Source organism: Bacillus sp. DU-106, from assembly GCF_004799705.1.
In the GTDB taxonomy this organism is placed as follows: Bacteria; Bacillota; Bacilli; order Bacillales; family Bacillaceae_G; genus Bacillus_A; species Bacillus_A cereus.
The window spans coordinates 4,670,504-4,690,708 of sequence record NZ_CP026607.1 but is presented as its reverse complement, the minus strand read 5'-3'; the positions used below and the strand labels follow the sequence as shown (position 1 = coordinate 4,690,708).

Sequence of the window (20,205 nt, the reverse complement as noted above, 5' to 3'; positions counted from 1 at the left end):
GTGTGAAGAATCGTGATAATAATCGGAAGCAAAATTCGTTAAGCTCTAATTTTAGAATTCCACCAGAACTTATTGGGCCTACTTTCCCCCCTGTTCCAACTGGATTTACAGGTATAGGGATTACTGGTCCAACCGGTCCACAAGGCCCAACAGGACCTCAAGGACCAAGAGGATTACAAGGTCCGATGGGGGAGAGGGGCCCGACAGGACCTCAAGGTGTGCAAGGGATACAAGGATCAGTTGGTCCAATAGGTGCAACTGGACCAGAAGGACAGCAGGGGCCACAAGGATTGAGAGGACCACAAGGAGAAACTGGAGCGACAGGACCGGGGGGTGTGCAAGGGCTACAAGGTCCGATTGGTCCAACGGGAGCGACTGGGGCACAAGGTATACAAGGGATACAGGGATTACAGGGGCCAATTGGAGCGACGGGACCTGAGGGATCTCAAGGAATTCAAGGCGTCCAAGGGTTACCGGGTGCAACTGGTCCACAAGGAATACAAGGAGCACAAGGGATACAAGGAACACCAGGACCGAGTGGAAATACAGGTGCAACCGGAGCGACTGGAGCAACTGGTCAGGGGATAACAGGCCCGACTGGAATAACAGGTCCAACTGGAATAACTGGACCATCTGGAGGACCTCCTGGTCCGACGGGGCCGACTGGTGCGACAGGTCCAGGTGGTGGACCGAGTGGAAGTACAGGTGCGACTGGAGCAACGGGGAATACTGGGGCTACAGGAAGTACAGGGGTAACAGGAGCAACGGGAAGTACAGGTCCGACTGGAAGTACGGGAGCACAGGGCTTGCAAGGAATCCAAGGGATTCAAGGACCAATTGGGCCAACAGGTCCAGAAGGTTCGCAGGGTATTCAAGGTATTCCTGGTCCGACGGGAGTAACTGGTGAACAAGGAATACAAGGAGTTCAAGGTATTCAAGGGGCAACGGGAGCAACAGGAGATCAAGGTCCACAAGGTATACAGGGGGTTATAGGGCCACAAGGGGTAACAGGGGCCACAGGAGATCAAGGTCCACAAGGTATACAAGGAGTACCAGGGCCATCAGGAGAAACAGGGCCACAGGGAGTTCAAGGGATACAAGGTCCGATGGGTGATATAGGACCAACAGGTCCAGAAGGCCCAGAGGGACTGCAGGGCCCGCAAGGAATACAAGGTGTGCCAGGGCCAGTTGGAGCGACGGGTCCAGAGGGTCCACAGGGGATACAAGGCATTCAAGGACCGGTAGGAGCAACAGGCCCACAAGGCCCACAAGGAATTCAGGGAATACAAGGTGTGCAAGGGATAACGGGAGCAACAGGAGTACAAGGAGCAACTGGAATTCAAGGGATACAAGGGGAAATAGGAGCAACGGGTCCAGAGGGGCCACAAGGAGTGCAAGGTGCTCAAGGGGCGATTGGTCCAACCGGTCCGATGGGGCCACAAGGAGTGCAAGGAGTACAAGGAATTCAAGGAGCGACGGGTGCACAAGGAGTGCAAGGTCCACAAGGAATTCAAGGAATCCAAGGTCCGACGGGGGCAACAGGAGATATGGGAGCAACTGGGGCGACAGGGGAAGGCACTACAGGCCCAACAGGAGTAACTGGTCCAACAGGGGTAACAGGCCCGTCTGGAGGACCAGCAGGACCGACCGGCCCAACGGGGCCATCAGGTCCGGCGGGAGTAACTGGTCCATCTGGTGGACCACCTGGCCCGACAGGAGCAACAGGTGCGACAGGAGTAACAGGAGATACTGGGGCGACAGGCTCAACTGGAGTGACAGGAGCGACAGGAGAAACGGGAGCAACCGGAGTGACGGGTTTACAGGGTCCGCAAGGAATCCAAGGTGTGCAGGGAGAGATAGGTCCAACAGGGCCACAAGGTGTTCAAGGTCCCCAAGGAATTCAAGGAGTAACGGGGGCCACAGGAGATCAAGGTCCGCAAGGGATTCAAGGCCCACAAGGCGACATAGGTCCAACTGGCCCACAAGGAATTCAAGGCCCACAAGGTTCTCAAGGAATCCAAGGAGCGACAGGGGGAACAGGAGCACAAGGCCCACAGGGAATCCAAGGTCCGCAAGGTGACATAGGTCCGACTGGGTCACAAGGTCCAACTGGAATCCAAGGGATACAAGGAGAGATAGGTCCAACCGGCCCAGAAGGCCCAGAGGGACTGCAGGGCCCGCAAGGAATACAAGGTGTTCAAGGGCCAGTTGGAGCAACGGGTCCAGAGGGTCCTCAGGGAATACAAGGCATTCAAGGAGTGCAAGGAGCAACCGGCCCACAAGGTCCACAAGGAATACAGGGAATACAAGGTGTGCAAGGGATAACGGGAGCAACTGGAGCACAAGGAGCAACTGGAATTCAAGGGATACAAGGGGAAATAGGAGCAACCGGTCCAGAGGGGCCCCAAGGAGTGCAAGGAATACAAGGGGCGATTGGTCCAACAGGTCCGATGGGCGCACAAGGAGTGCAGGGAATACAAGGGATTCAAGGAGCAACAGGTGCACAAGGAGTGCAAGGACCACAAGGAATTCAAGGAGTGCAAGGTCCGACGGGAGCAACAGGAGATACGGGGGCAGCCGGAGCGACGGGAGAAGGAACTACCGGTCCAACAGGAGTAACCGGTCCAACAGGGGTGACTGGCCCGTCAGGAGGACCAGCAGGACCGACCGGCCCAACGGGGCCATCAGGTCCGGCAGGAGTGACAGGTCCATCAGGTGGACCACCTGGCCCGACAGGAGCAACAGGTGCGACAGGAGTAACAGGAGATACCGGGGCGACAGGCTCAACTGGAGTGACAGGAGCAACAGGAGCAACGGGAGCAACCGGAGTGACGGGTTTACAGGGCCCGCAAGGAATCCAAGGTGTTCAAGGAGAGATAGGTCCAACCGGTCCACAGGGTATTCAAGGTCCCCAAGGAATCCAAGGAGTAACGGGGGCAACCGGAGCACAAGGTCCCCAAGGAATTCAAGGCCCACAAGGCGACATAGGTCCAACCGGCTCCCAAGGAATTCAAGGTCCACAAGGTCCTCAAGGAATCCAAGGAGCGACAGGGGCAACCGGGGCACAAGGCCCACAGGGAATCCAAGGTCCGCAAGGAGAGATAGGTCCGACCGGCCCACAAGGCCCCCAAGGAATTCAAGGCCCGCAAGGAATTCAAGGTCCAACGGGAGCTACAGGAGCAACTGGAGCGACAGGTCCCCAAGGGATTCAAGGTCCCCAAGGAATTCAAGGCCCGCAAGGAATTCAAGGTCCAACGGGAGTTACAGGAGCAACCGGAGCGACAGGTCCACAAGGAATTCAAGGCCCACAAGGAATTCAAGGCCCGCAAGGAATTCAAGGTCCAACGGGAGCTACAGGAGCAACCGGAGCGACAGGTCCACAAGGGATTCAAGGTCCCCAAGGAATTCAAGGCCCGCAAGGAATCCAAGGTCCAACGGGGGCTACAGGAGCAACCGGTTCACAAGGTCCAACTGGAGATACAGGTCCAACCGGAGCTGGAGCCACTGGAGCGACCGGGGCGACTGGAGTTAGTACAACTGCAACGTATGCGTTTGCGAATAATACATCAGGAACCGCTATTTCCGTTTTATTAGGGGGTACGAACGTACCGTTACCGAACAATCAAAATATTGGACCAGGAATAACCGTTAGTGGTGGAAATACTGTATTTACAGTTGCGAATGCAGGAAACTATTATATAGCCTATACAATTAATTTAACGGCAGGTTTACTTGTAAGTTCTCGTATAACTGTAAATGGCAGTCCGCTTGCGGGAACGATAAATGCCCCGACAGTGGCTACTGGTTCATTTAGTGCAACAATAATCGCTAACTTGCCTGCTGGAGCCGCTGTTAGCTTACAGTTATTTGGAGTAGTTGCAGTAGCTACATTATCTACAGCAACGCCAGGGGCTACCCTAACTATTATTAGATTAAGTTAATAAGCAGAAAACCTTGAAACTTTTATGTTTCAAGGTTTTTTTATCTTTGTATTTGTAAGTAAACCTCGTTAACCAGGGGAGTGGATCCCCTCTAATTATTTAAAGTTTCACATTATTCTCTTGAGCAAAAACATCGCAGTTCGAAAATATATTATAATAGAATGAAAAGAAAGAAATTTGGCAGAAAGGGAGGGTGGCGATGCAGGAGATGGTTAAAGATTTTTTTGGACGCCCACTTCAAGATTTACGTATATCTGTCATTGATCGTTGCAATTTTAGATGTACATATTGTATGCCAGCGGAAATATTTGGGTCAGATTATGCTTTTTTGAAAGATGAGTTTTTACTAACTTTTGATGAAATTGAGCGTTTGGCAAAATTATTTGTTAACATTGGTGTACGAAAAATTAGAATTACTGGCGGTGAGCCACTACTTCGTAAAGATTTAACAAAACTTATTGCACGTCTTGTGAAAATTGATGGGCTAATAGATATAGGGTTAACGACAAATGCCGTACATTTAACGAAACAAGCGAAGGCATTAAAAGAAGCTGGATTACATAGAGTGAATGTTAGTTTAGATGCAATAGATGACGACATATTTAAGAATATTAATGGTCGAAATATTAATACGAAACCGGTAATTAAGGGAATTATAGCAGCTAAAGAGGCGGGGCTGGAAGTAAAGGTAAATATGGTTGTGAAAAAAGGGATGAACGATCATCAAGTACTTCCGATGGCTGCGTATTTTAAAGAGCAAGGAATCACGCTTCGGTTTATTGAGTTTATGGATGTTGGTAGTACAAATGGGTGGAATTTTGATCAAGTCGTTACAAAACGAGAATTGATTGAGATGATTCATAAGATGGATCCACTTGAGCCAGCTGAAGCGCATTACTTTGGTGAAGTTGCGAAGCGATATCGGTACGTTGGAACAAATGTTGAAGTTGGTTTTATTACATCTGTTTCTGAGTCATTTTGTGTCTCTTGTACGAGGGCGAGAATTTCGGCAGATGGAAAGTTTTATACGTGCTTATTTGCGACAGAGGGTTTGGATGTAAGAGAACTTCTTAGAGGAAATCTTTCGGATGAGGAGTTATTAAGTGTTATACAAGATGTATGGATGAATAGAAAAGATAGGTATTCGGATGAACGAACAGAAGAAAGTGCAAAAAATCGTCCGAAAATCGAAATGTCTTATATAGGAGGATAAGAAAGGGGGCTATCGCATGCAGGAGCGATATTCAAGACAAATATTATTTTCTGGTGTTGGAGAAGAAGGACAGAGAAAAATAAGAGAGAAGCATGTGCTTATTATTGGTGCTGGTGCTCTCGGTGCGGCAAATGCAGAAGCGATTGTTAGAGCAGGTGTTGGAAAAGTAACGATTGCTGATCGTGATTATGTAGAATGGAGTAATTTACAAAGACAACAACTATATACAGAAGAAGATGCAAAGCAGTATAAACCGAAGGCGATAGCGGCTGCAGAACATTTAAAAGCGATTAATTCTGAGGTGGAAATAAATCCGGTTGTGACGGATGTAACGGTGCAAGAAATGGAAGAATTAGTGAATGATGTAGATTTAATATTAGATGCGACAGATAATTTTGAAACGCGTCTTCTTATTAATGATATTTCACAAAAGTATAATATTCCGTGGATATATGGTGGGTGTGTCGGAAGCTACGGAGTAACGTATACAATTTTACCAGGGAAAACACCGTGTTTTCGCTGTTTAATGGAGCATCCAGCGAGCGGTGCAACATGTGACACAGCTGGTATTATACAACCGGCAGTACAATTAGTAGTTGCGCATCAAATTACGGAAGCGCTGAAAATATTAGTAGAAGACTTTGGTGCGCTTCGTGAAACGATGTTATCGTTTGATCTTTGGAATAATCAACAGATGGCATTTAAAGTGAATAGGCAGAAAAAAGATACTTGTTTATCTTGCGGAAGGTTACGTACATATCCGAGTTTAACATTTGAAGGACAAACGAAAACAGAAGTGTTATGTGGGCGGAATACAGTACAAATTCGCCCGGGTGTGCGGAAGAATTTTAATTTAGAAGAAATTAAAAAACGCTTACAAAGAAGCGTAGAGATAAAGGCGACACCTTATTTATTATCATTTCCGGTAGAAGAATATCGTTTTGTTTTATTTACAGATGGCAGGGCGTTCATTCATGGGACGAATGATATGAATGTAGCGAAAAGTTTATATGCAAGATATATAGGTTGAACCTAAAGGAAACCCTTTAGGCTCAACGGAGAGAGGATTATGAATTTCTCGTATAATCTCCACTTTTTCCACCTGTTTTTTCAAGTAAGTACGTTTCACCGATAATCATACCTTTATCGACAGCTTTACACATATCATACACAGTAAGAGCGGTAGCGGAAGCAGCTGTTAAAGCTTCCATTTCAACACCGGTGCTACCTTCTGTTTTAACTTTTACTTCAATGAGTAAACGATATTGTTCTTCTGATTGTTTCCAATCGAAAGAAACGTCAACACCTTTTAATAATAAAGGGTGGCACATTGGGATAATATCAGAAGTACGTTTCGCGGCCATAATGCCTGCGATTTGCGCAACTGCTAATACGTCACCTTTCCCAATTTCATTGTGAGAGATTTTATCGTAAATTTCTTTCGTAACGACAATGCTAGAGCACGCAATTGCTGTTCGAACGGTTGCTTTTTTTTCGCTTATATCAACCATTTTTGCGCGTCCTTGGTCATTGAAATGTGTAAATGAAGACATGGAATTCCTCCTTGAAGTAATTTCTATTGAATATATAAAGTTTAATCGAGATAAAAAAAATTGCAAATATGAGGTGAGAAACGATGGTAGAAAAACGAATTCCAATTCAAGTTGCTGAGGCAGTAGAACGGGTAATGAAATATGCGAAGCATGGTGAAGTAGAAGAAATTTCTATTACGGAAAGTTACGGGAGAATTCTCGGGGAAGATGTTGTCTCAGATCATGACGTTCCTCATTTTGATCGTTCCCCTTACGATGGTTTCGCCATTCGAGCAGAAGATACGAAAGAAGCAACTCAAGAGAATCCAGTTGAATTTGAAGTAATAGGAGAAATCGGGGCGGGTTCCGTTTTTTTAGAGGAAGTAGGAGCTTTTGAAGCAATTCGCATTATGACAGGAGCAGCTATTCCAGAAGATTGCAATGCAGTCGTAATGCTAGAGCTGACAGAAGGGTTTGAGAAGAACGGGAAAACATATATGAAGTTAAAACGCCCTTTTAATAACGGTGACAATGTGTCGTTTAAAGGAGAAGATATAAAACAAAATCAAGTTCTCGTTAAGAAAGGTGTTGCAATTAATCCAGGTGTTGCGGCCTTACTAGCAACGTTTGGATATAGCACGGTGAAAGTTGTAAAACAGCCTGTTGTCGGTATTGTAACGACAGGAAGTGAATTATTAGAAGTACATGAGCCGTTAGAACCGGGGAAAATTAGAAATAGTAACTCGTATATGATCGCAGCTCAAATTATGAAAGCTGGCGGGAAAGTTCGTTATTATGGTCAACTCGCGGATGAGTTAGATGCATGTTTTACAGCTGTTCAATCAGCGATGGATGAGGTCGACATTTTAATTACAACAGGCGGTGTATCAGTAGGAGATTATGACTACTTACCAGCTATTTATGAAAGATTACAGGCAAATGTACTCTTTAATAAGATAGCCATGAGGCCCGGAAGTGTAACGACAGTAGCTGAAGTTGATGGAAAGTTACTCTTTGGTTTATCAGGAAATCCGTCTGCTTGTTATGTAGGCTTTGAATTATTTGTGCATCCAATTATAAAAACGTATTTGTATGCGAAGGAACCTCACGTATATAGAGCGGATGCTATTTTACAAAAAGATTTTCCGAAGCCAAATCCATTTACTCGTTTCGTAAGAGCGAACGTAACAATTGTGGATGGGGCGTTACAAGCGATGCCGGTTGGTTTAGATAAATCGAGTGCGGTATCTTCACTTGCAGATGCGAATGCTTTTATCGTGTTACCCGGAGGAACGAGAGGATTTGAGACCGGAATGAAAGTATCCGTATTATTGTTAGAGCACTCTGAGGGATGTGAGTGGCCATGGGCGAAGCCCCTTCAATCTTACAAATAGTAGGGTATCAAAATAGCGGAAAAACGACACTTGTAGAGAAAATTGTGCATGCATTAGCCGAAAGCGAAATGAAAGTTGCTACAATTAAACATCACGGGCACGGAGGTTTTCCAGAAGTAGCGCAAAAAGATAGCGAAAGACACCGTAAAGCTGGTGCTGTCGTAAGTAGTGTAGAAGGTGCTGGATTACTTTCACTTTCTTCACTAAGAAAGAAATGGTCCTTGCAAGAAATTATTTGCTTATATGAGTTTTTTAAAGTGGATACAATTTTAATAGAGGGCTATAAAAAAGAGAACTACCCGAAAGTAGTGTTACTTCGTTCTGCGGAAGATGCTGAGCTTTTACATAAAGTAGAAAATATAGTGGCGGTTATTACGTGGTATGATGTCCCAGTAAATATACGAGAAGAATATAAAGTATTTCATATAACAGAAGAAGAGTTGTACATAGACTGGTTTTTACAAACGGTTAGGAGTGCGAAATGACAAATACATATTATGAAGTAATTGATACAGAAATCTCGATTGAAGAGGTAACGAAGAAAGTAATTCGACGTGAATGCGGTGCTGTTACAACATTTATTGGAACGGTTAGAGAGTTTACGAAAGGGCGTCGTACATTATACTTAGAATATGTCGCTTATAAAACGATGGCAGAAAAGATGCTAGAGAAAATCGGATTAGAAGTGAAAGAGAAATGGCCAGGTACACACGTTGCGATTACACATCGCATCGGTACGTTGCAAATTTCTGATATAGCGGTTGTTGTTGCTGTTTCAACACCACACCGTAAAGCGGCTTATGAAGCGAACGAATATATTATGGAACGCATAAAACAAATTGTTCCGATTTGGAAAAAGGAGTTTTGGGAAGATGGTGACTCATGGATTGGTGATCAATTAGAAAAAACACCATATCCGGCGGGAGAGCCTGGGAAGGAGCTATAAGTATGATTCGAGTATTGTTATTTGCGCACTTGCAAGAAGAAGCAGGGACAAGTGAATTACAAATAGAGAAAGAAAATATTACGGTTGCACAGTTAAAAGATGTTGTTGCGAACGAATATAATGTACCAGTTTCAGAGCCAATTATGGTTGCGATTAATGAAGAATATGCAAATGAAGATGACAGGGTCCAATCTGGTGATGTTGTTGCACTAATCCCACCAGTGAGCGGTGGTTAATATTGGATTCATTAAAACGACTTTCCTATATAGGGAAAGTCGTTTTTTTATGGCAGTTTTGAGAACACTAATCTATAGAACAAGGAGGGAATTATGAAAAAAATATGTGTAGTTATGACAATGCTATGTGCGTCTTTTTTCTCTTCTCCAAGTGATTCTTTCGCGAAAGAATCAAGAGAACAGCTTTTAGAGAGTGCATTATCAAATAGGTACTATTCAGTTATTAGACAAGTGACAGAAGATCAATATGAATGTGCTTCAGTTATAAATATAAAGCGTCTCGGCAAGAAAGATGAATTTGTTCCTAGGTATGAAGTGAAGCTACAATTTCTTACATTTCAAGGAGCGCATAATCCCCCGAACGATAAAGTTACGCTTACTTTGGAAGACCATTTAGATCACGTAAAGATAAAGAAAGTGGAGCGAGAAAAGAATGTTTCTGACGCTATTGCAGAAAAAGTTTGTCAAAGGGAAAAAGAAAAAATAAAAGCTCACTCTAATGACTTAGAGTGATAACCTATGCATTTAGTAAAGAAAGGTAATGAGTGATGGATATATTTTTAGCGATTTTACCAGCTATATTTTGGGGAAGTATTGTGCTATTTAACGTAAAACTGGGCGGGGGACCGTATAGTCAAACGCTCGGAACAACGTTTGGAGCACTTATTTTCTCAATTGTTGTTTATATTTTTATGAAGCCAGTATTAACACCTACCGTTATCGGAGTTGGAGTTGTGTCAGGTTTATTTTGGGCGCTTGGTCAGGCAAATCAATTGAAAAGTATTGATTTAATGGGTGTTTCGAGGACGATGCCAATTTCAACAGGACTTCAATTAGTCGCGACGACTTTATTTGGCGTTATCGTATTTCATGAATGGTCCACGACAATATCGGTCGTCCTTGGGATTTTAGCGCTCGTTTGTATTATTATCGGTGTTATTTTAACATCGCTTCAAAGTGAAGAAGAAAAGAATGCAGAGCAAGCAGCAAACTTTAAAAGAGGTATCGTAATTTTATTAATTTCAACAGTCGGCTATTTAGTTTACGTAGTAGTGATTAGACTATTTAACGTAGATGGTTGGTCAGCTTTGTTGCCACAAGCAGTTGGTATGGTGTTAGGTGGGATTTTGCTTACCTTTAAACATCATCCATTTAATAAATATGCAATCCGAAATATTATTCCAGGATTAATTTGGGCAGCTGGAAATATGTTTTTATTCATTTCGCAGCCGCGTGTTGGAGTCGCAACAAGTTTCTCGCTATCGCAAATGGGAATTATTATTTCCACGCTTGGTGGGATCCTTATATTAGGGGAAAAGAAAACGAAACGTCAATTAACGGGTATCGTTGTCGGTATCGTTTTTATTATCGCAGCCGGAATTATGTTAGGTATAGCCAAAAGTTAAAGGAGGTATGGAAATGTATAGTGATTTAGCAGGGAAAGTTGTCGTTATTACAGGATCAGCAACTGGTCTTGGAAGAGCGATGGGAGTGAGGTTTGCTAAGGAAAAAGCGAAAGTGGTTATTAATTATCGCTCACGAGAATCAGAAGCGAATGATGTGTTAGAAGAAATTAAAAAGGTAGGCGGCGAAGCGATTGCTGTAAAAGGTGATGTAACCGTCGAATCAGATGTTGTGAATCTCATTCAATCTGCTGTGAAAGAGTTTGGTACGCTTGACGTTATGATTAATAATGCAGGGATAGAAAACGCGGTACCGTCGCATGAAATGCCGCTTGAAGATTGGAATAGGGTAATTAATACAAATTTAACAGGTGCTTTTTTAGGAAGTCGTGAAGCGATTAAATATTTTGTAGAACATGATATTAAAGGTTCTGTCATTAATATGTCTAGTGTTCATGAGAAAATTCCGTGGCCACTATTTGTGCACTATGCAGCGAGTAAGGGTGGTATTAAACTGATGACAGAAACGTTAGCGCTAGAATATGCGCCAAAAGGTATTCGAGTAAATAATATTGGACCAGGTGCAATTAATACGCCGATTAATGCAGAAAAGTTTGCTGATCCTAAAAAACGTGCTGACGTAGAAAGTATGATACCGATGGGCTATATTGGAAACCCTGAAGAAATTGCAGCAGTAGCAACTTGGCTCGCTTCTTCAGAGGCGAGTTATGTAACGGGCATTACGCTATTTGCAGATGGTGGAATGACGTTATATCCATCGTTTCAAGCTGGGCGTGGGTAATAAAAAAGGACGAAGAGATAAAACTCTTCGTCCTTTTTTTACAAAAAAAAATAGCGGCCAGCTATTTTAAATTTAGTGATTAATTGTATCTTGAAGAAATTCTGTTGCTTGATGTTCAGAAACATTTTGTACGAGTGCAACTTCACTGATCATCATTTTTCGGGCGTTATCTAGCATTTGTTTTTCACTCGCATTTAAAGTTCGCTCTTTATTGCGGCGAAGTAAATCCCGAACAACTTCTGCGCTATCTTGTAAATTGCCGTTTTTCATTTTTTCCATATTCATTGTATATCTTTGTTTCCATGAGAGTGATGGGTCTGACTCCCCGTTTTGAAATTCAAGAAGTATATCATCTAACGTACCTCGATCAACGATATAACGAATACCTGATTTTTTTAATTGATCCATCGGAAGCATTACTTGCATATCTTTACTAATGATGCGTATCACACAATATTGACGTGAAGTACCTAATATTTCTTTCTCTTCAATTGCTTCGATGATTCCTGCACCGTGCATTGGATAAACGATTTTATCACCAATTTGAAACAAATCATCCACCTCCATATGTGATAACCACTTTTAATGATAGCATACGTATGTAAAAATGTCAAATTTTATATAATAACATAATATTTATATTCGAGTCAATAAGATAAAGTGCTTTTTTATGTTTTTTTTGGACCTTATTTATCGTGATTTTTTTAGAAAAATAGTACAGGTGAAGAAAGAAGGCATATCCACTTATTTTTAAGCATAAAATGTAAAAGCGCTAATACAATATACCTAAATCCGTTCTTTGCAAAGGAGGGAGAGAAGGTGGGGCGCACAATAAAAATTGATATTACAAATAAAGTTGTAGCTAAATTTAGACAAAATTATTTGGAATTATATACGAGTAAATTTATGATAGGTAAGTTTTATGTCTATACTGAAGATAAAGAATATGTGTTAGAAGACGGATATATATATGAGAATGGAAAGTTTTATCGCATCATAGATACGCACCGTGGCAATAATCAAGCGGCCGAGGGCTGCGATCTAGGACGGTGTTAACATGATTCGTGTGAAAGTATTTGATGAAAGTCACGAAAAAGACTTAGAAGACGCTGTGAATGTGTTTTTGAAAAAGATTGATGATAGCAACTTTGTAGATATTAAGTATCAAGTTGGTGTTTCTATTAACGACGATGAAAACCAAATTTATTGTTTTTCAGCAATGATCGTTTATAAAGCATAAAAAAGAGCTGGCTCACCCAGCTCTTTTTTATGTTTTATGTTGGGACAACATGTGTCGGTAATACGTTCATAATAGATTGGGTTGTGCCTAATTTCTTTGTCGTTAAAAGAGGCTCCCCTGTTTCATGGTTTTGGGCATCTTTACACATACCAAGGTGATAACGATCACCTAAAAATGGATCAATATAAAAACCGTTTTTGAATACTTTATCATTTGGATGTTTTTCATGGTGAATATCAGAGCAGTTAATGCAATAGAACATAGCGTTCAACCCCTTTTTATTTTGTTTGAAAAAAGTGAGTCGGTAGTCATTTCGCTCCTAAGGAAATGTTGAGGAGAAGAGAAATAACTACCTACTCAAATGGTGGGCATATTCCTTCTGATTTGTCATATCTCGCGTATTGTCCCTTGAGGGAAGGAGGAGAGACGAAGTACGCATGATATAAGTAAGGCGCTTCTTTCAATATGAATGATGGAGTTTCATGTTGAGAGAAGTTTTTATTTTGTATTGCCTTTGTGAGTATATTATGAGGAAATGCTAAGAGGGTGTTTGTCCTGTTGAAAAAATGTTGAGAATTTCTCAACAGTAAAAGAATTAGCGTTGACATGAAACTAAAAGGTGTTATATTATCAAAGTATAACCAAAAGGTGTTATGTTGTAACGCCGAGTAAAGGAGAATGAAAATGGAACAACAAGATACATTAAATGATATTAAACAAACAATCGTTTTTAACGCGTCTATTCAAAAGGTATGGAGTGTAGTATCAACTGCAGAAGGGATTGCGTCATGGTTTATGCCAAATGATTTTGTATTAGAGGTAGGACATGAATTTCATGTGCAATCACCATTTGGGCCATCACCATGTAAAGTATTAGAAATTGATGAACCAAACCATTTATCTTTCTCATGGGATACAGATGGCTGGGTTGTTTCATTTGATTTGAAAGACTTAGGAGATAACAAAACAGAATTTACGTTAATTCACGGCGGCTGGAAACATCCTGATGAAATTCTTCCGAAAGCAAATGCGAAGAGCTCTATTATTCGCGATAGAATGAGCGGTGGTTGGGTAGCGATTGTAAATGAAAAACTGAAAAAGGTTGTCGAAGGCTAAGTGTCCTCGTCAGCAGCGAAATATGATGTATTTCAAGCAATTGCTGATCCAACCCGCCGAGAAGTAATACGGTTATTAAGTGACAAAGAGTTACCGATTTCCAAAATAACGGATCATTTTCCGATGAGTCGTACTGCGGTTGTAAAGCACCTTCATATTCTTTCAGAAGCGAATTTAGTAAGTGGAAGAAAAAGCGGAAGAGAGAAGATATATCGTTTGCATCCAGAACCATTAGAAGAATTACAACAATGGCTCTCGTATTATGAACGTTTTTGGGATAATAAATTATCCATGCTGAAACATATTGTGGAGAATGAAGAATAAAAAGGATGACCAAAATGGTCATCCTTTTATTGTTGCTCACTTGTTTGTGTAGCTGGCTTTAATAAGAGCCAAGCGATAATTAATGTAAATACTGCTAATACGAAAGTGCTCATATAAATGACGTGTACGCTTGATGCTAATGCAGATTGCGATTCGGTTACTACGTTTGCTGTAGTACCGCCGTGTCCGCCAGATACAAGATCAAGGTTTTTAATACCACGTGCGTGAATCATCGTATTGAAGATTGTACCGAATATTGCAGCACCTAACGTTTGACTAAATGTATTAATAAATGTGTTTAAACCAACAGCTGTTCCGCGTGTATGAGCTGGTACAGCTGCTTGAATTGTTACCATGTAAATCGGTGTCACAAGCCCCATTCCTAAGCCGAATAATCCGACTGCTACATAAATAAGGAACGATGGTGAATTTGTTGATAGTGTAAATAATAAGAACGTAGCGACTGATAAAATGCTAGCTCCAAGTAAAATGATTTGTTTCGTTTTTAATTTGCCTACTAAGTTACCAGAGAAAATAGCGCCAAATGTCCACATAACAGGAATTGGCATTAAAATAAGTCCAGCTTCTGTAGCGTTTTTCCCTAATACACCTTGGCTCCAAATTGGAAGGTACATTGTAATACTAATAATCATTGCGCCAGCAATAAGAGTTAATATATTTATCGTAGATAATGTACGGTTAGAGAAAAGTGCTAGCGGAATTAATGGTTCCGGAGATTTCTTCTCGATGAATAAGAAAATAATAAATGAAATAGCGGCAAAGATTAATAGGCCGATAATTGTCATGTCTCCCCAGTTTTGCTTACTGCTACCTGTTAATAATGCATATAGTAGAGCGATTGTACTTAATGAGAAGACTGTTGCACCAAGATAATCGATATGATGCTTAGCAGGTTTAATAGATTCTTTGTAGTAAATTGCAATCATTAAGCAAGCGATAATTCCGAATGGAACGTTTAGGAAGAAAATATAACGCCAAGAAAGGGAATCAACTAAAAATCCACCTACTAACGGTCCGATAACACCGGATACACCCCAAACGGCACTCATCCAACCTTGTGCTTTCGCGCGGTCTTTCGCTTCGCTATATAAGTCTCCAATAATCGTCATTGTGATTGGCATAACAGCACCAGCACCGATACCTTGAAGCGCGCGGAAGAAGATTAATTGTTCCATCGATGTAACGACTCCGCAAAGTGCAGAACCGACTAAAAAGATTGTAGCTCCGATCAGTAAAACTTTTTTACGGCCAAATAAATCAGCGAGCTTTCCGTATATTGGAGTCGAAACAGCTGTTGCAAGCATATAAATTGCATATACCCAACTAACAAGTTCGACGCCTGACAAATCACTCGTTATACGAGGGATTGCTGTACTAACAATCGTTCCTTCTACCGCAGAAAGAAACGTCATTAACATTAAAGACATCATGACTTTTTTTCTCATTTGTTTTCCCCTTACCCTTTTTTAAATATTCAACAATATAAAATATAAAGGTACTAAGGTATATAAAGCAACAAAAAAGCAATGGGAAGTTAAGTGGAGCCTATATTTGTCGTTTCTTGTCGGTAAGTCGATATAAGTTGCAGAATCGCTGATAAATTTGGAAAATAGCCGATATAAGTTGCGGAATCGCTGATATATTTGTGGAATCGCTCATATAATTTCATGTGCCTATAAAAAAAGAAACAGGAATCCCTGTTTCTTTTTTTAATACTGCATTTTCGCGTTTTCTCCAGCTGTCGTTCCGGCAATTCTACCAGTAACAAGGGCTGATGTAATATTATAGCCACCAGTATAACCATGAATATCAAGAACTTCTCCGCAGAAATATAAGCCGTTCGTAAATTTAGAAGACATTTCTTTCGGATTAATTTCTTTCACGGATACACCGCCGCCAGTAACGAATGCTTTTTCAATTGACTGCGTACCATTTACATTCACAGTAAACTCTTTAAAGTCTTTCACAAGTGCACGAATCTTTTCGTGAGAAACTTGTCCAGCTTGTTCGCTGCCGTCAATTTCATTTTTTTCTAATAAGAATAGGAAGTAACGTTCAGGGACATAACCTTTTAAAACGTTTTTAATTCCTTTTTTCGGATCTTCTTTCATTTGTTTCAGCATGCGCTGAAATAGTTGCTCACTATTTTCCTCTGGCAATGCATCAATACTCATTTGTATTGTATTCGTTTTAAACTTTTTCAGTGCTTTCACGACGAATTGGCTACAGCGAAGAGCAGCAGGTCCAGATAGGCCGAAATGAGTGAAGAGCATGTCCATTTTGTGAGAAATGATAGCTTTTCCTTTCGGGTTTAATACACTTAAGTTTATATCACGTAAAGCAAGACCTTGTAATGAGCGGTCACGTATAAACGGCTCGTTTGAAAGGATAGGTACTTCTGTTGGGAATAATTCTGTGATTGTATGACCCGCTTTTTCAGCCCAAGCATATCCGTCTCCAGTAGATCCAGTTTGAGGAACTGATTTTCCGCCAACAGCGATAACGACGTGATTTGTTTCTAACACTTCGCCTGTTTGCAGTATAACTGCTTTTGTTTGACCATTTTCATATTCAATCGTTTCAACAGGCGTATTTGTACGAATTTTTACACCTAAGTCTTTTAATCGTGTTAAAAGTGCGTCTACAACAGATTGTGCTTTGTTTGACACAGGGAACATGCGACCGTGGTCTTCTTCTTTCAATTTAACACCGAGATTTTCGAAGAATGTAATAATATCTTCATTATTAAAAATAGAAAAAGCGCTGTATAAGAAGCGACCGTTTCCTGGTATATGTTTAACAATTTCATCAAGTGGTAGACGGTTCGTTACGTTACAGCGTCCGCCACCAGAAATTGCAAGTTTACGCCCAAGTTTATTTCCTTTATCAAGAAGTAAGACATTTGCGCCTTCTTCTGCAGCACCAATTGCAGCCATTAGCCCAGAAGGACCGCCGCCGATGACAATAACATCATAATGCATAATATATCGACCTCATTTTCTACATTTCCTGCCTAAAAGAATAGCATGTTTTCCCTTAAAAGAAAAATAGAGTGAAGTACTGCTTAATGAGAGAATTGTGGTACAATACAAAAGTTAGAGTTTAGCACTATCCTGCCATTTGTAGGCGATAAGACTAAAACCTCAAGATTTAGGAGAAGTAAATAGGGAGTCTGTTAGCCTGTAAATGCTCGAATGGTTCAACTAATAAGGAGTAGGAGAGAAGTCTCCAACTAATTATAGTTTCACTTTATGTAGATGTAGGAGGATTTTTGTATGTCCGATTCGAAATTTCTGCGCGGAACGCTTATTGTTACGCTAGGGACATTTTTAGTAAAGTTCTTAGGCATGATTTACGTCTTTCCGTTTCATGCATTAGTAGGAACAGAAGGCGGAACGCTCTATACATATGGATACATTCCATATACGATCTTTTTAAGTATCGCAACGGCAGGTGTGCCACTTGCTGTTTCAAAATTTGTTTCCAAATATAATGCGCTTGGCGATTATAAAACGAGCCGGAGAATGTTCCGCTCGGGAATGGTTATGATGATAGTAACAGGAGTTCTTTCGTTCCTAGTACTGTACATGACGGCGCCATTGTTTGCAGAAGCGATGCTTGGTAAACAAAGTATACACAATAATGTAGGAGAAGTTACGACGATCATTCGTCTTGTAAGTTTCGCGCTTATTGTTGTACCAGCAGCGAGTTTAATTCGTGGTTATTTCCAAGGTCACCAGTCTATGGGACCAACTACCGTTTCACAAATTATTGAACAAATTATTCGTATCGTCTTTTTATTAGCAGGTAGTTTTATCGTTATTAAAGTACTTGGCGGTACAGTTGCAACAGCAGTTGGAGTAGCGACATTTGCTGCGTTCGTTTCAGCGGTTGGAGCACTCGGTGTGTTAATTTGGTACTGGCTAAAACGTAAAAAATATTTGGATCAATATTTAATTGAACAAACTGTACCAGAATCAACAGTAAGCACCGTTCAATTGTTTAAAGAGTTATTTGCATATGCGATTCCTTACGTTGTAATTGGGTTAACAATTCCTTTATATCAACAAATTGATACATTGACATTTAACTCAATTATGCAGGCGATTGGTCAAGGTGATATCGCAGAGCGAGCTCTCGGTATTTTCACAATGTGGACGCATAAGTTAATTATGATTCCTGTATCACTTGCAACAGCGTTTAGTTTAACGCTTGTACCAGCAATCACAAAATCATTTACTGAAAAACAATACCGCTATTTGAAATTACAAATTACACAAACATTCCAGGCAAATATGTTTTTAACATTGCCAGCAGTTGTCGGTATTTCTTCACTTGCATATCCAATTTATACTGCGTTTTACGATTCAGATCCACTAGGTGGACAAGTATTAATGTGGTATGCACCAGTTGCGTTGTTATTCGCTTTATTTACAGTAACAGCAGCAATCCTGCAAGGTATTAACCAGCAGAAGCATGCGATTATTGCGCTTATAATGGGCGTTATTTTGAAATTTGTATGTAACGTAATCTTTATTCGTTATTTCGGTACAGTAGGAGCAATTCTAGCGACAGCAGTTGGTTTCTTAGCTTCTGTTTGGTACACAAATCAACAAATTAAAAAATACGCACACTATTCATTCGGTGTTGTATATAAAAGAACATTCCAAATTGCAGTACTGACACTTATAATGGTCGTTGCTGTAAAACTATCACAATGGATTCTATCCTTCATGATTTCGCCTGATGGCCGTATTGGTGCTCTTATAACAGTTGCGATTTGTGCAGGTATTGGCGGTCTTGTTTACGGATTGTTAGCAATTCGCACAGGAGTACTTGAAAGAGTATTTGGTGGAGAAGCATTAGATAAAATTCAACGTAAACTTGGTAGTAGATTTAAAATAAAGTTGAAATCAAGAGGGGCGTAATTACGTCCCCTTTTCTATGATAAATAAAGAAGGTGAAAAACGTGAGATTAGATAAATTATTAGCAAATATGGGATATGGAAGTAGAAAAGAAGTAAAGAAATTATTGAAAGATGGCGTTGTGAAAATTGATGGAACGCCAGTAAAAGATGCGAAAGTTCATGTAAATGTAGAAGAGCAAGAAGTTATGATTCACGGTGAAGTTGTGGAATACAAAGAATTTGTTTACTTAATGATGCATAAACCACAAGGTGTTATTTCAGCGACGGAAGATGACAATCATGAAACAGTAATAGATTTATTAGAATTAGAAGATGCAATCTTTGATCCGTTCCCAGTTGGACGACTTGATATCGATACGGAAGGCTTCTTATTGATAACAAATGATGGGAAGTTATCACATCAATTATTATCTCCGAAAAAGCATGTGCCGAAAAAATATTATGCACACGTTGCAGGAGTAGTAACAGAAGAGGATGTAAAAGAATTTGCTAAAGGTGTTATTTTAGACGATGGCTATGAAACAAAGCCAGGTGCACTTACAATATTGAAAAGCGATGATATTTCTGAAATTGAGCTTGTGATTACGGAAGGGAAATTCCATCAAGTGAAGCGTATGTTTGAAGCGGTAGGAAAAAAAGTAGTCTACCTAAAGAGAACAGAGATGGGTCCGTTAGTATTAGATGAAGAACTAGAACTTGGACAATACCGAGAGCTAACAGATGAAGAAGTAGAAATGTTAAAAACATATCAAGTAGATACTGAAAAGTAGTACCTTTATAGGCGCAGAAAAGACCCCTTTCTAATTATTAGAAAGGGGTATGTATTTATTTACCATACAATTATTTTTCGTTATGAGGTCATTCTCACTTTCTTTCCTGTTGTTGTCCACTTACCGCGGCAAGGGCTATACACGAGTTCATTAAACTGCAACACATTTAGATCACGTTGTATCGTTCGCGGTGTGATCCCGAACTCATCTACAAGGTCTTTCGTCGTTACCGTTCCGTTTTCATTGATGTACATATAAATTGATTTAATGCGTGTTAGCATACGAGTAGTTGTAGGTTTCAAGAGAAAACCACTCCTCTACTAGTTTTTTTGACCCCAT

22 protein-coding genes are annotated in these 20,205 nt (G+C 40.9%); 16 read left to right on the top strand and 6 right to left on the bottom strand.

What is annotated here, in order from left to right:
• The first annotated feature begins 2 nt into the window (after positions 1–2).
• The 3 genes from C3Y97_RS23900 to C3Y97_RS23885 all read left to right on the top strand — a co-directional run bounded on the left by C3Y97_RS23900 (position 3) and on the right by C3Y97_RS23885 (position 6,184).
• Positions 3–3,941, top strand: a complete 3,939-nt coding sequence (locus tag C3Y97_RS23900; RefSeq protein WP_136363675.1) for a BclA-related collagen-like exosporium protein — start codon at positions 3–5, stop codon at positions 3,939–3,941.
• 199 nt (positions 3,942–4,140) lie between these two features.
• Positions 4,141–5,154: a GTP 3',8-cyclase MoaA gene (moaA, locus tag C3Y97_RS23890; RefSeq protein WP_001157119.1), complete on the top strand. Its 1,014-nt coding sequence runs from the start codon at positions 4,141–4,143 to the stop codon at positions 5,152–5,154.
• Between the two features lie 16 nt (positions 5,155–5,170).
• Positions 5,171–6,184: a molybdopterin-synthase adenylyltransferase MoeB gene (locus C3Y97_RS23885; protein WP_001158098.1), complete on the top strand. Its 1,014-nt coding sequence runs from the start codon at positions 5,171–5,173 to the stop codon at positions 6,182–6,184.
• A 37-nt stretch (positions 6,185–6,221) separates the two neighbouring features.
• Here the strand turns inward: C3Y97_RS23885 and moaC are convergent, their stop codons facing one another.
• Positions 6,222–6,707: a cyclic pyranopterin monophosphate synthase MoaC gene (gene moaC / locus C3Y97_RS23880; protein WP_000094159.1), complete on the bottom strand. Its 486-nt coding sequence runs from the start codon at positions 6,705–6,707 to the stop codon at positions 6,222–6,224.
• An 83-nt stretch (positions 6,708–6,790) separates the two neighbouring features.
• On the opposite strand from moaC, the gene moeA reads away from it, so the two are divergent.
• From moeA to C3Y97_RS23845, 7 genes are all read left to right on the top strand, one after another.
• Positions 6,791–8,080: a molybdopterin molybdotransferase MoeA gene (gene moeA / locus C3Y97_RS23875; protein WP_000229690.1), complete on the top strand. Its 1,290-nt coding sequence runs from the start codon at positions 6,791–6,793 to the stop codon at positions 8,078–8,080.
• Entirely contained in the window at positions 8,050–8,565 is a 516-nt protein-coding gene (mobB, locus tag C3Y97_RS23870; protein WP_000503323.1) for a molybdopterin-guanine dinucleotide biosynthesis protein B, read from the top strand. The genes moeA and mobB overlap by 31 nt, the downstream gene beginning before the upstream one ends.
• A complete protein-coding gene (gene moaE / locus C3Y97_RS23865) occupies positions 8,562–9,026 on the top strand; it encodes a molybdopterin synthase catalytic subunit MoaE (protein WP_000185942.1) in 465 nt (154 codons plus the stop codon). Before mobB ends, moaE begins: the two co-directional genes overlap by 4 nt.
• Before the next feature lie 2 nt (positions 9,027–9,028).
• The gene (moaD, locus tag C3Y97_RS23860) at positions 9,029–9,262 is read left to right on the top strand and encodes a molybdopterin converting factor subunit 1 (protein WP_000621778.1); all 234 of its coding nucleotides are present in this window, start codon (positions 9,029–9,031) and stop codon (positions 9,260–9,262) included.
• A gap of 93 nt (positions 9,263–9,355) precedes the next feature.
• Positions 9,356–9,775, top strand: coding sequence for a DUF3888 domain-containing protein (locus C3Y97_RS23855; protein ID WP_000717685.1), 420 nt, complete (start codon positions 9,356–9,358; stop codon positions 9,773–9,775).
• A gap of 35 nt (positions 9,776–9,810) precedes the next feature.
• Positions 9,811–10,668: a glucose uptake protein GlcU gene (gene glcU / locus C3Y97_RS23850; protein ID WP_000350861.1), complete on the top strand. Its 858-nt coding sequence runs from the start codon at positions 9,811–9,813 to the stop codon at positions 10,666–10,668.
• 13 nt (positions 10,669–10,681) lie between these two features.
• A complete protein-coding gene (locus C3Y97_RS23845) occupies positions 10,682–11,467 on the top strand; it encodes a glucose 1-dehydrogenase (protein WP_000286674.1) in 786 nt (261 codons plus the stop codon).
• Between the two features lie 72 nt (positions 11,468–11,539).
• Here the strand turns inward: C3Y97_RS23845 and C3Y97_RS23840 are convergent, their stop codons facing one another.
• Positions 11,540–12,034, bottom strand: coding sequence for a CarD family transcriptional regulator (locus tag C3Y97_RS23840; RefSeq protein ID WP_000451443.1), 495 nt, complete (start codon positions 12,032–12,034; stop codon positions 11,540–11,542).
• Between the two features lie 252 nt (positions 12,035–12,286).
• Here C3Y97_RS23840 and C3Y97_RS23835 point away from each other — a divergent pair, with 252 nt between their 5' ends.
• Both C3Y97_RS23835 and C3Y97_RS23830 read left to right on the top strand, forming a co-directional pair.
• A complete protein-coding gene (locus C3Y97_RS23835; protein ID WP_000533806.1) occupies positions 12,287–12,523 on the top strand; it encodes a DUF2553 family protein in 237 nt (78 codons plus the stop codon).
• A gap of 1 nt (position 12,524) precedes the next feature.
• Positions 12,525–12,707 (top strand): sporulation protein Cse60, encoded by a 183-nt coding sequence (locus C3Y97_RS23830; RefSeq protein ID WP_000621751.1) that lies wholly within the window; start codon positions 12,525–12,527, stop codon positions 12,705–12,707.
• A gap of 34 nt (positions 12,708–12,741) precedes the next feature.
• Here the strand turns inward: C3Y97_RS23830 and C3Y97_RS23825 are convergent, their stop codons facing one another.
• A complete protein-coding gene (locus C3Y97_RS23825; RefSeq protein WP_000498989.1) occupies positions 12,742–12,969 on the bottom strand; it encodes a DUF3973 domain-containing protein in 228 nt (75 codons plus the stop codon).
• A 422-nt stretch (positions 12,970–13,391) separates the two neighbouring features.
• Here C3Y97_RS23825 and C3Y97_RS23820 point away from each other — a divergent pair, with 422 nt between their 5' ends.
• Together C3Y97_RS23820 and C3Y97_RS23815 are read left to right on the top strand one after the other, a co-directional pair.
• The gene (locus C3Y97_RS23820; protein WP_000437627.1) at positions 13,392–13,823 is read left to right on the top strand and encodes an SRPBCC family protein; all 432 of its coding nucleotides are present in this window, start codon (positions 13,392–13,394) and stop codon (positions 13,821–13,823) included.
• On the top strand, positions 13,824–14,147 hold the full coding sequence (locus tag C3Y97_RS23815) for an ArsR/SmtB family transcription factor (RefSeq protein ID WP_000098837.1): 324 nt from the start codon (positions 13,824–13,826) through the stop codon (positions 14,145–14,147).
• A 26-nt stretch (positions 14,148–14,173) separates the two neighbouring features.
• Here C3Y97_RS23815 and C3Y97_RS23810 read toward each other — a convergent pair whose 3' ends face one another.
• Both C3Y97_RS23810 and C3Y97_RS23805 read right to left on the bottom strand, forming a co-directional pair.
• A complete protein-coding gene (locus C3Y97_RS23810; RefSeq protein WP_001228021.1) occupies positions 14,174–15,613 on the bottom strand; it encodes an MDR family MFS transporter in 1,440 nt (479 codons plus the stop codon).
• 264 nt (positions 15,614–15,877) lie between these two features.
• Positions 15,878–17,149 carry a BaiN/RdsA family NAD(P)/FAD-dependent oxidoreductase gene (locus C3Y97_RS23805; RefSeq protein WP_000558859.1) on the bottom strand — a complete coding sequence of 424 codons (1,272 nt, stop codon included), beginning with the start codon at positions 17,147–17,149 and terminating at the stop codon, positions 15,878–15,880.
• A gap of 294 nt (positions 17,150–17,443) precedes the next feature.
• Here C3Y97_RS23805 and C3Y97_RS23800 point away from each other — a divergent pair, with 294 nt between their 5' ends.
• Both C3Y97_RS23800 and C3Y97_RS23795 read left to right on the top strand, forming a co-directional pair.
• Positions 17,444–19,096, top strand: coding sequence for a putative polysaccharide biosynthesis protein (locus tag C3Y97_RS23800; RefSeq protein ID WP_001284028.1), 1,653 nt, complete (start codon positions 17,444–17,446; stop codon positions 19,094–19,096).
• 41 nt (positions 19,097–19,137) lie between these two features.
• A complete protein-coding gene (locus C3Y97_RS23795) occupies positions 19,138–19,866 on the top strand; it encodes a pseudouridine synthase (RefSeq protein WP_001234947.1) in 729 nt (242 codons plus the stop codon).
• A gap of 80 nt (positions 19,867–19,946) precedes the next feature.
• Here the strand turns inward: C3Y97_RS23795 and C3Y97_RS23790 are convergent, their stop codons facing one another.
• Entirely contained in the window at positions 19,947–20,168 is a 222-nt protein-coding gene (locus C3Y97_RS23790; RefSeq protein WP_000805512.1) for a DeoR family transcriptional regulator, read from the bottom strand.
• Between the last annotated feature and the right edge of the window lie 37 nt (positions 20,169–20,205).

What these genes read in the sequence shown, in the direction of transcription:
- moaA (WP_001157119.1), top strand. Translation starts at nt 4,141, where the DNA reads ATGCAGGAGATGGTTAAAGATTTTTTTGGACGCCCACTTCAAGATTTA.
- C3Y97_RS23885 (WP_001158098.1), top strand. Translation starts at nt 5,171, where the DNA reads ATGCAGGAGCGATATTCAAGACAAATATTATTTTCTGGTGTTGGAGAA.
- moaC (WP_000094159.1), bottom strand. Translation starts at nt 6,707, where the DNA reads ATGTCTTCATTTACACATTTCAATGACCAAGGACGCGCAAAAATGGTT.
- moeA (WP_000229690.1), top strand. Translation starts at nt 6,791, where the DNA reads ATGGTAGAAAAACGAATTCCAATTCAAGTTGCTGAGGCAGTAGAACGG.
- mobB (WP_000503323.1), top strand. Translation starts at nt 8,050, where the DNA reads ATGGGCGAAGCCCCTTCAATCTTACAAATAGTAGGGTATCAAAATAGC.
- moaE (WP_000185942.1), top strand. Translation starts at nt 8,562, where the DNA reads ATGACAAATACATATTATGAAGTAATTGATACAGAAATCTCGATTGAA.
- moaD (WP_000621778.1), top strand. Translation starts at nt 9,029, where the DNA reads ATGATTCGAGTATTGTTATTTGCGCACTTGCAAGAAGAAGCAGGGACA.
- C3Y97_RS23855 (WP_000717685.1), top strand. Translation starts at nt 9,356, where the DNA reads ATGAAAAAAATATGTGTAGTTATGACAATGCTATGTGCGTCTTTTTTC.
- glcU (WP_000350861.1), top strand. Translation starts at nt 9,811, where the DNA reads ATGGATATATTTTTAGCGATTTTACCAGCTATATTTTGGGGAAGTATT.
- C3Y97_RS23845 (WP_000286674.1), top strand. Translation starts at nt 10,682, where the DNA reads ATGTATAGTGATTTAGCAGGGAAAGTTGTCGTTATTACAGGATCAGCA.
- C3Y97_RS23840 (WP_000451443.1), bottom strand. Translation starts at nt 12,034, where the DNA reads ATGGAGGTGGATGATTTGTTTCAAATTGGTGATAAAATCGTTTATCCA.
- C3Y97_RS23830 (WP_000621751.1), top strand. Translation starts at nt 12,525, where the DNA reads ATGATTCGTGTGAAAGTATTTGATGAAAGTCACGAAAAAGACTTAGAA.
- C3Y97_RS23825 (WP_000498989.1), bottom strand. Translation starts at nt 12,969, where the DNA reads ATGTTCTATTGCATTAACTGCTCTGATATTCACCATGAAAAACATCCA.
- C3Y97_RS23820 (WP_000437627.1), top strand. Translation starts at nt 13,392, where the DNA reads ATGGAACAACAAGATACATTAAATGATATTAAACAAACAATCGTTTTT.
- C3Y97_RS23810 (WP_001228021.1), bottom strand. Translation starts at nt 15,613, where the DNA reads ATGAGAAAAAAAGTCATGATGTCTTTAATGTTAATGACGTTTCTTTCT.
- C3Y97_RS23805 (WP_000558859.1), bottom strand. Translation starts at nt 17,149, where the DNA reads ATGCATTATGATGTTATTGTCATCGGCGGCGGTCCTTCTGGGCTAATG.
- C3Y97_RS23800 (WP_001284028.1), top strand. Translation starts at nt 17,444, where the DNA reads ATGTCCGATTCGAAATTTCTGCGCGGAACGCTTATTGTTACGCTAGGG.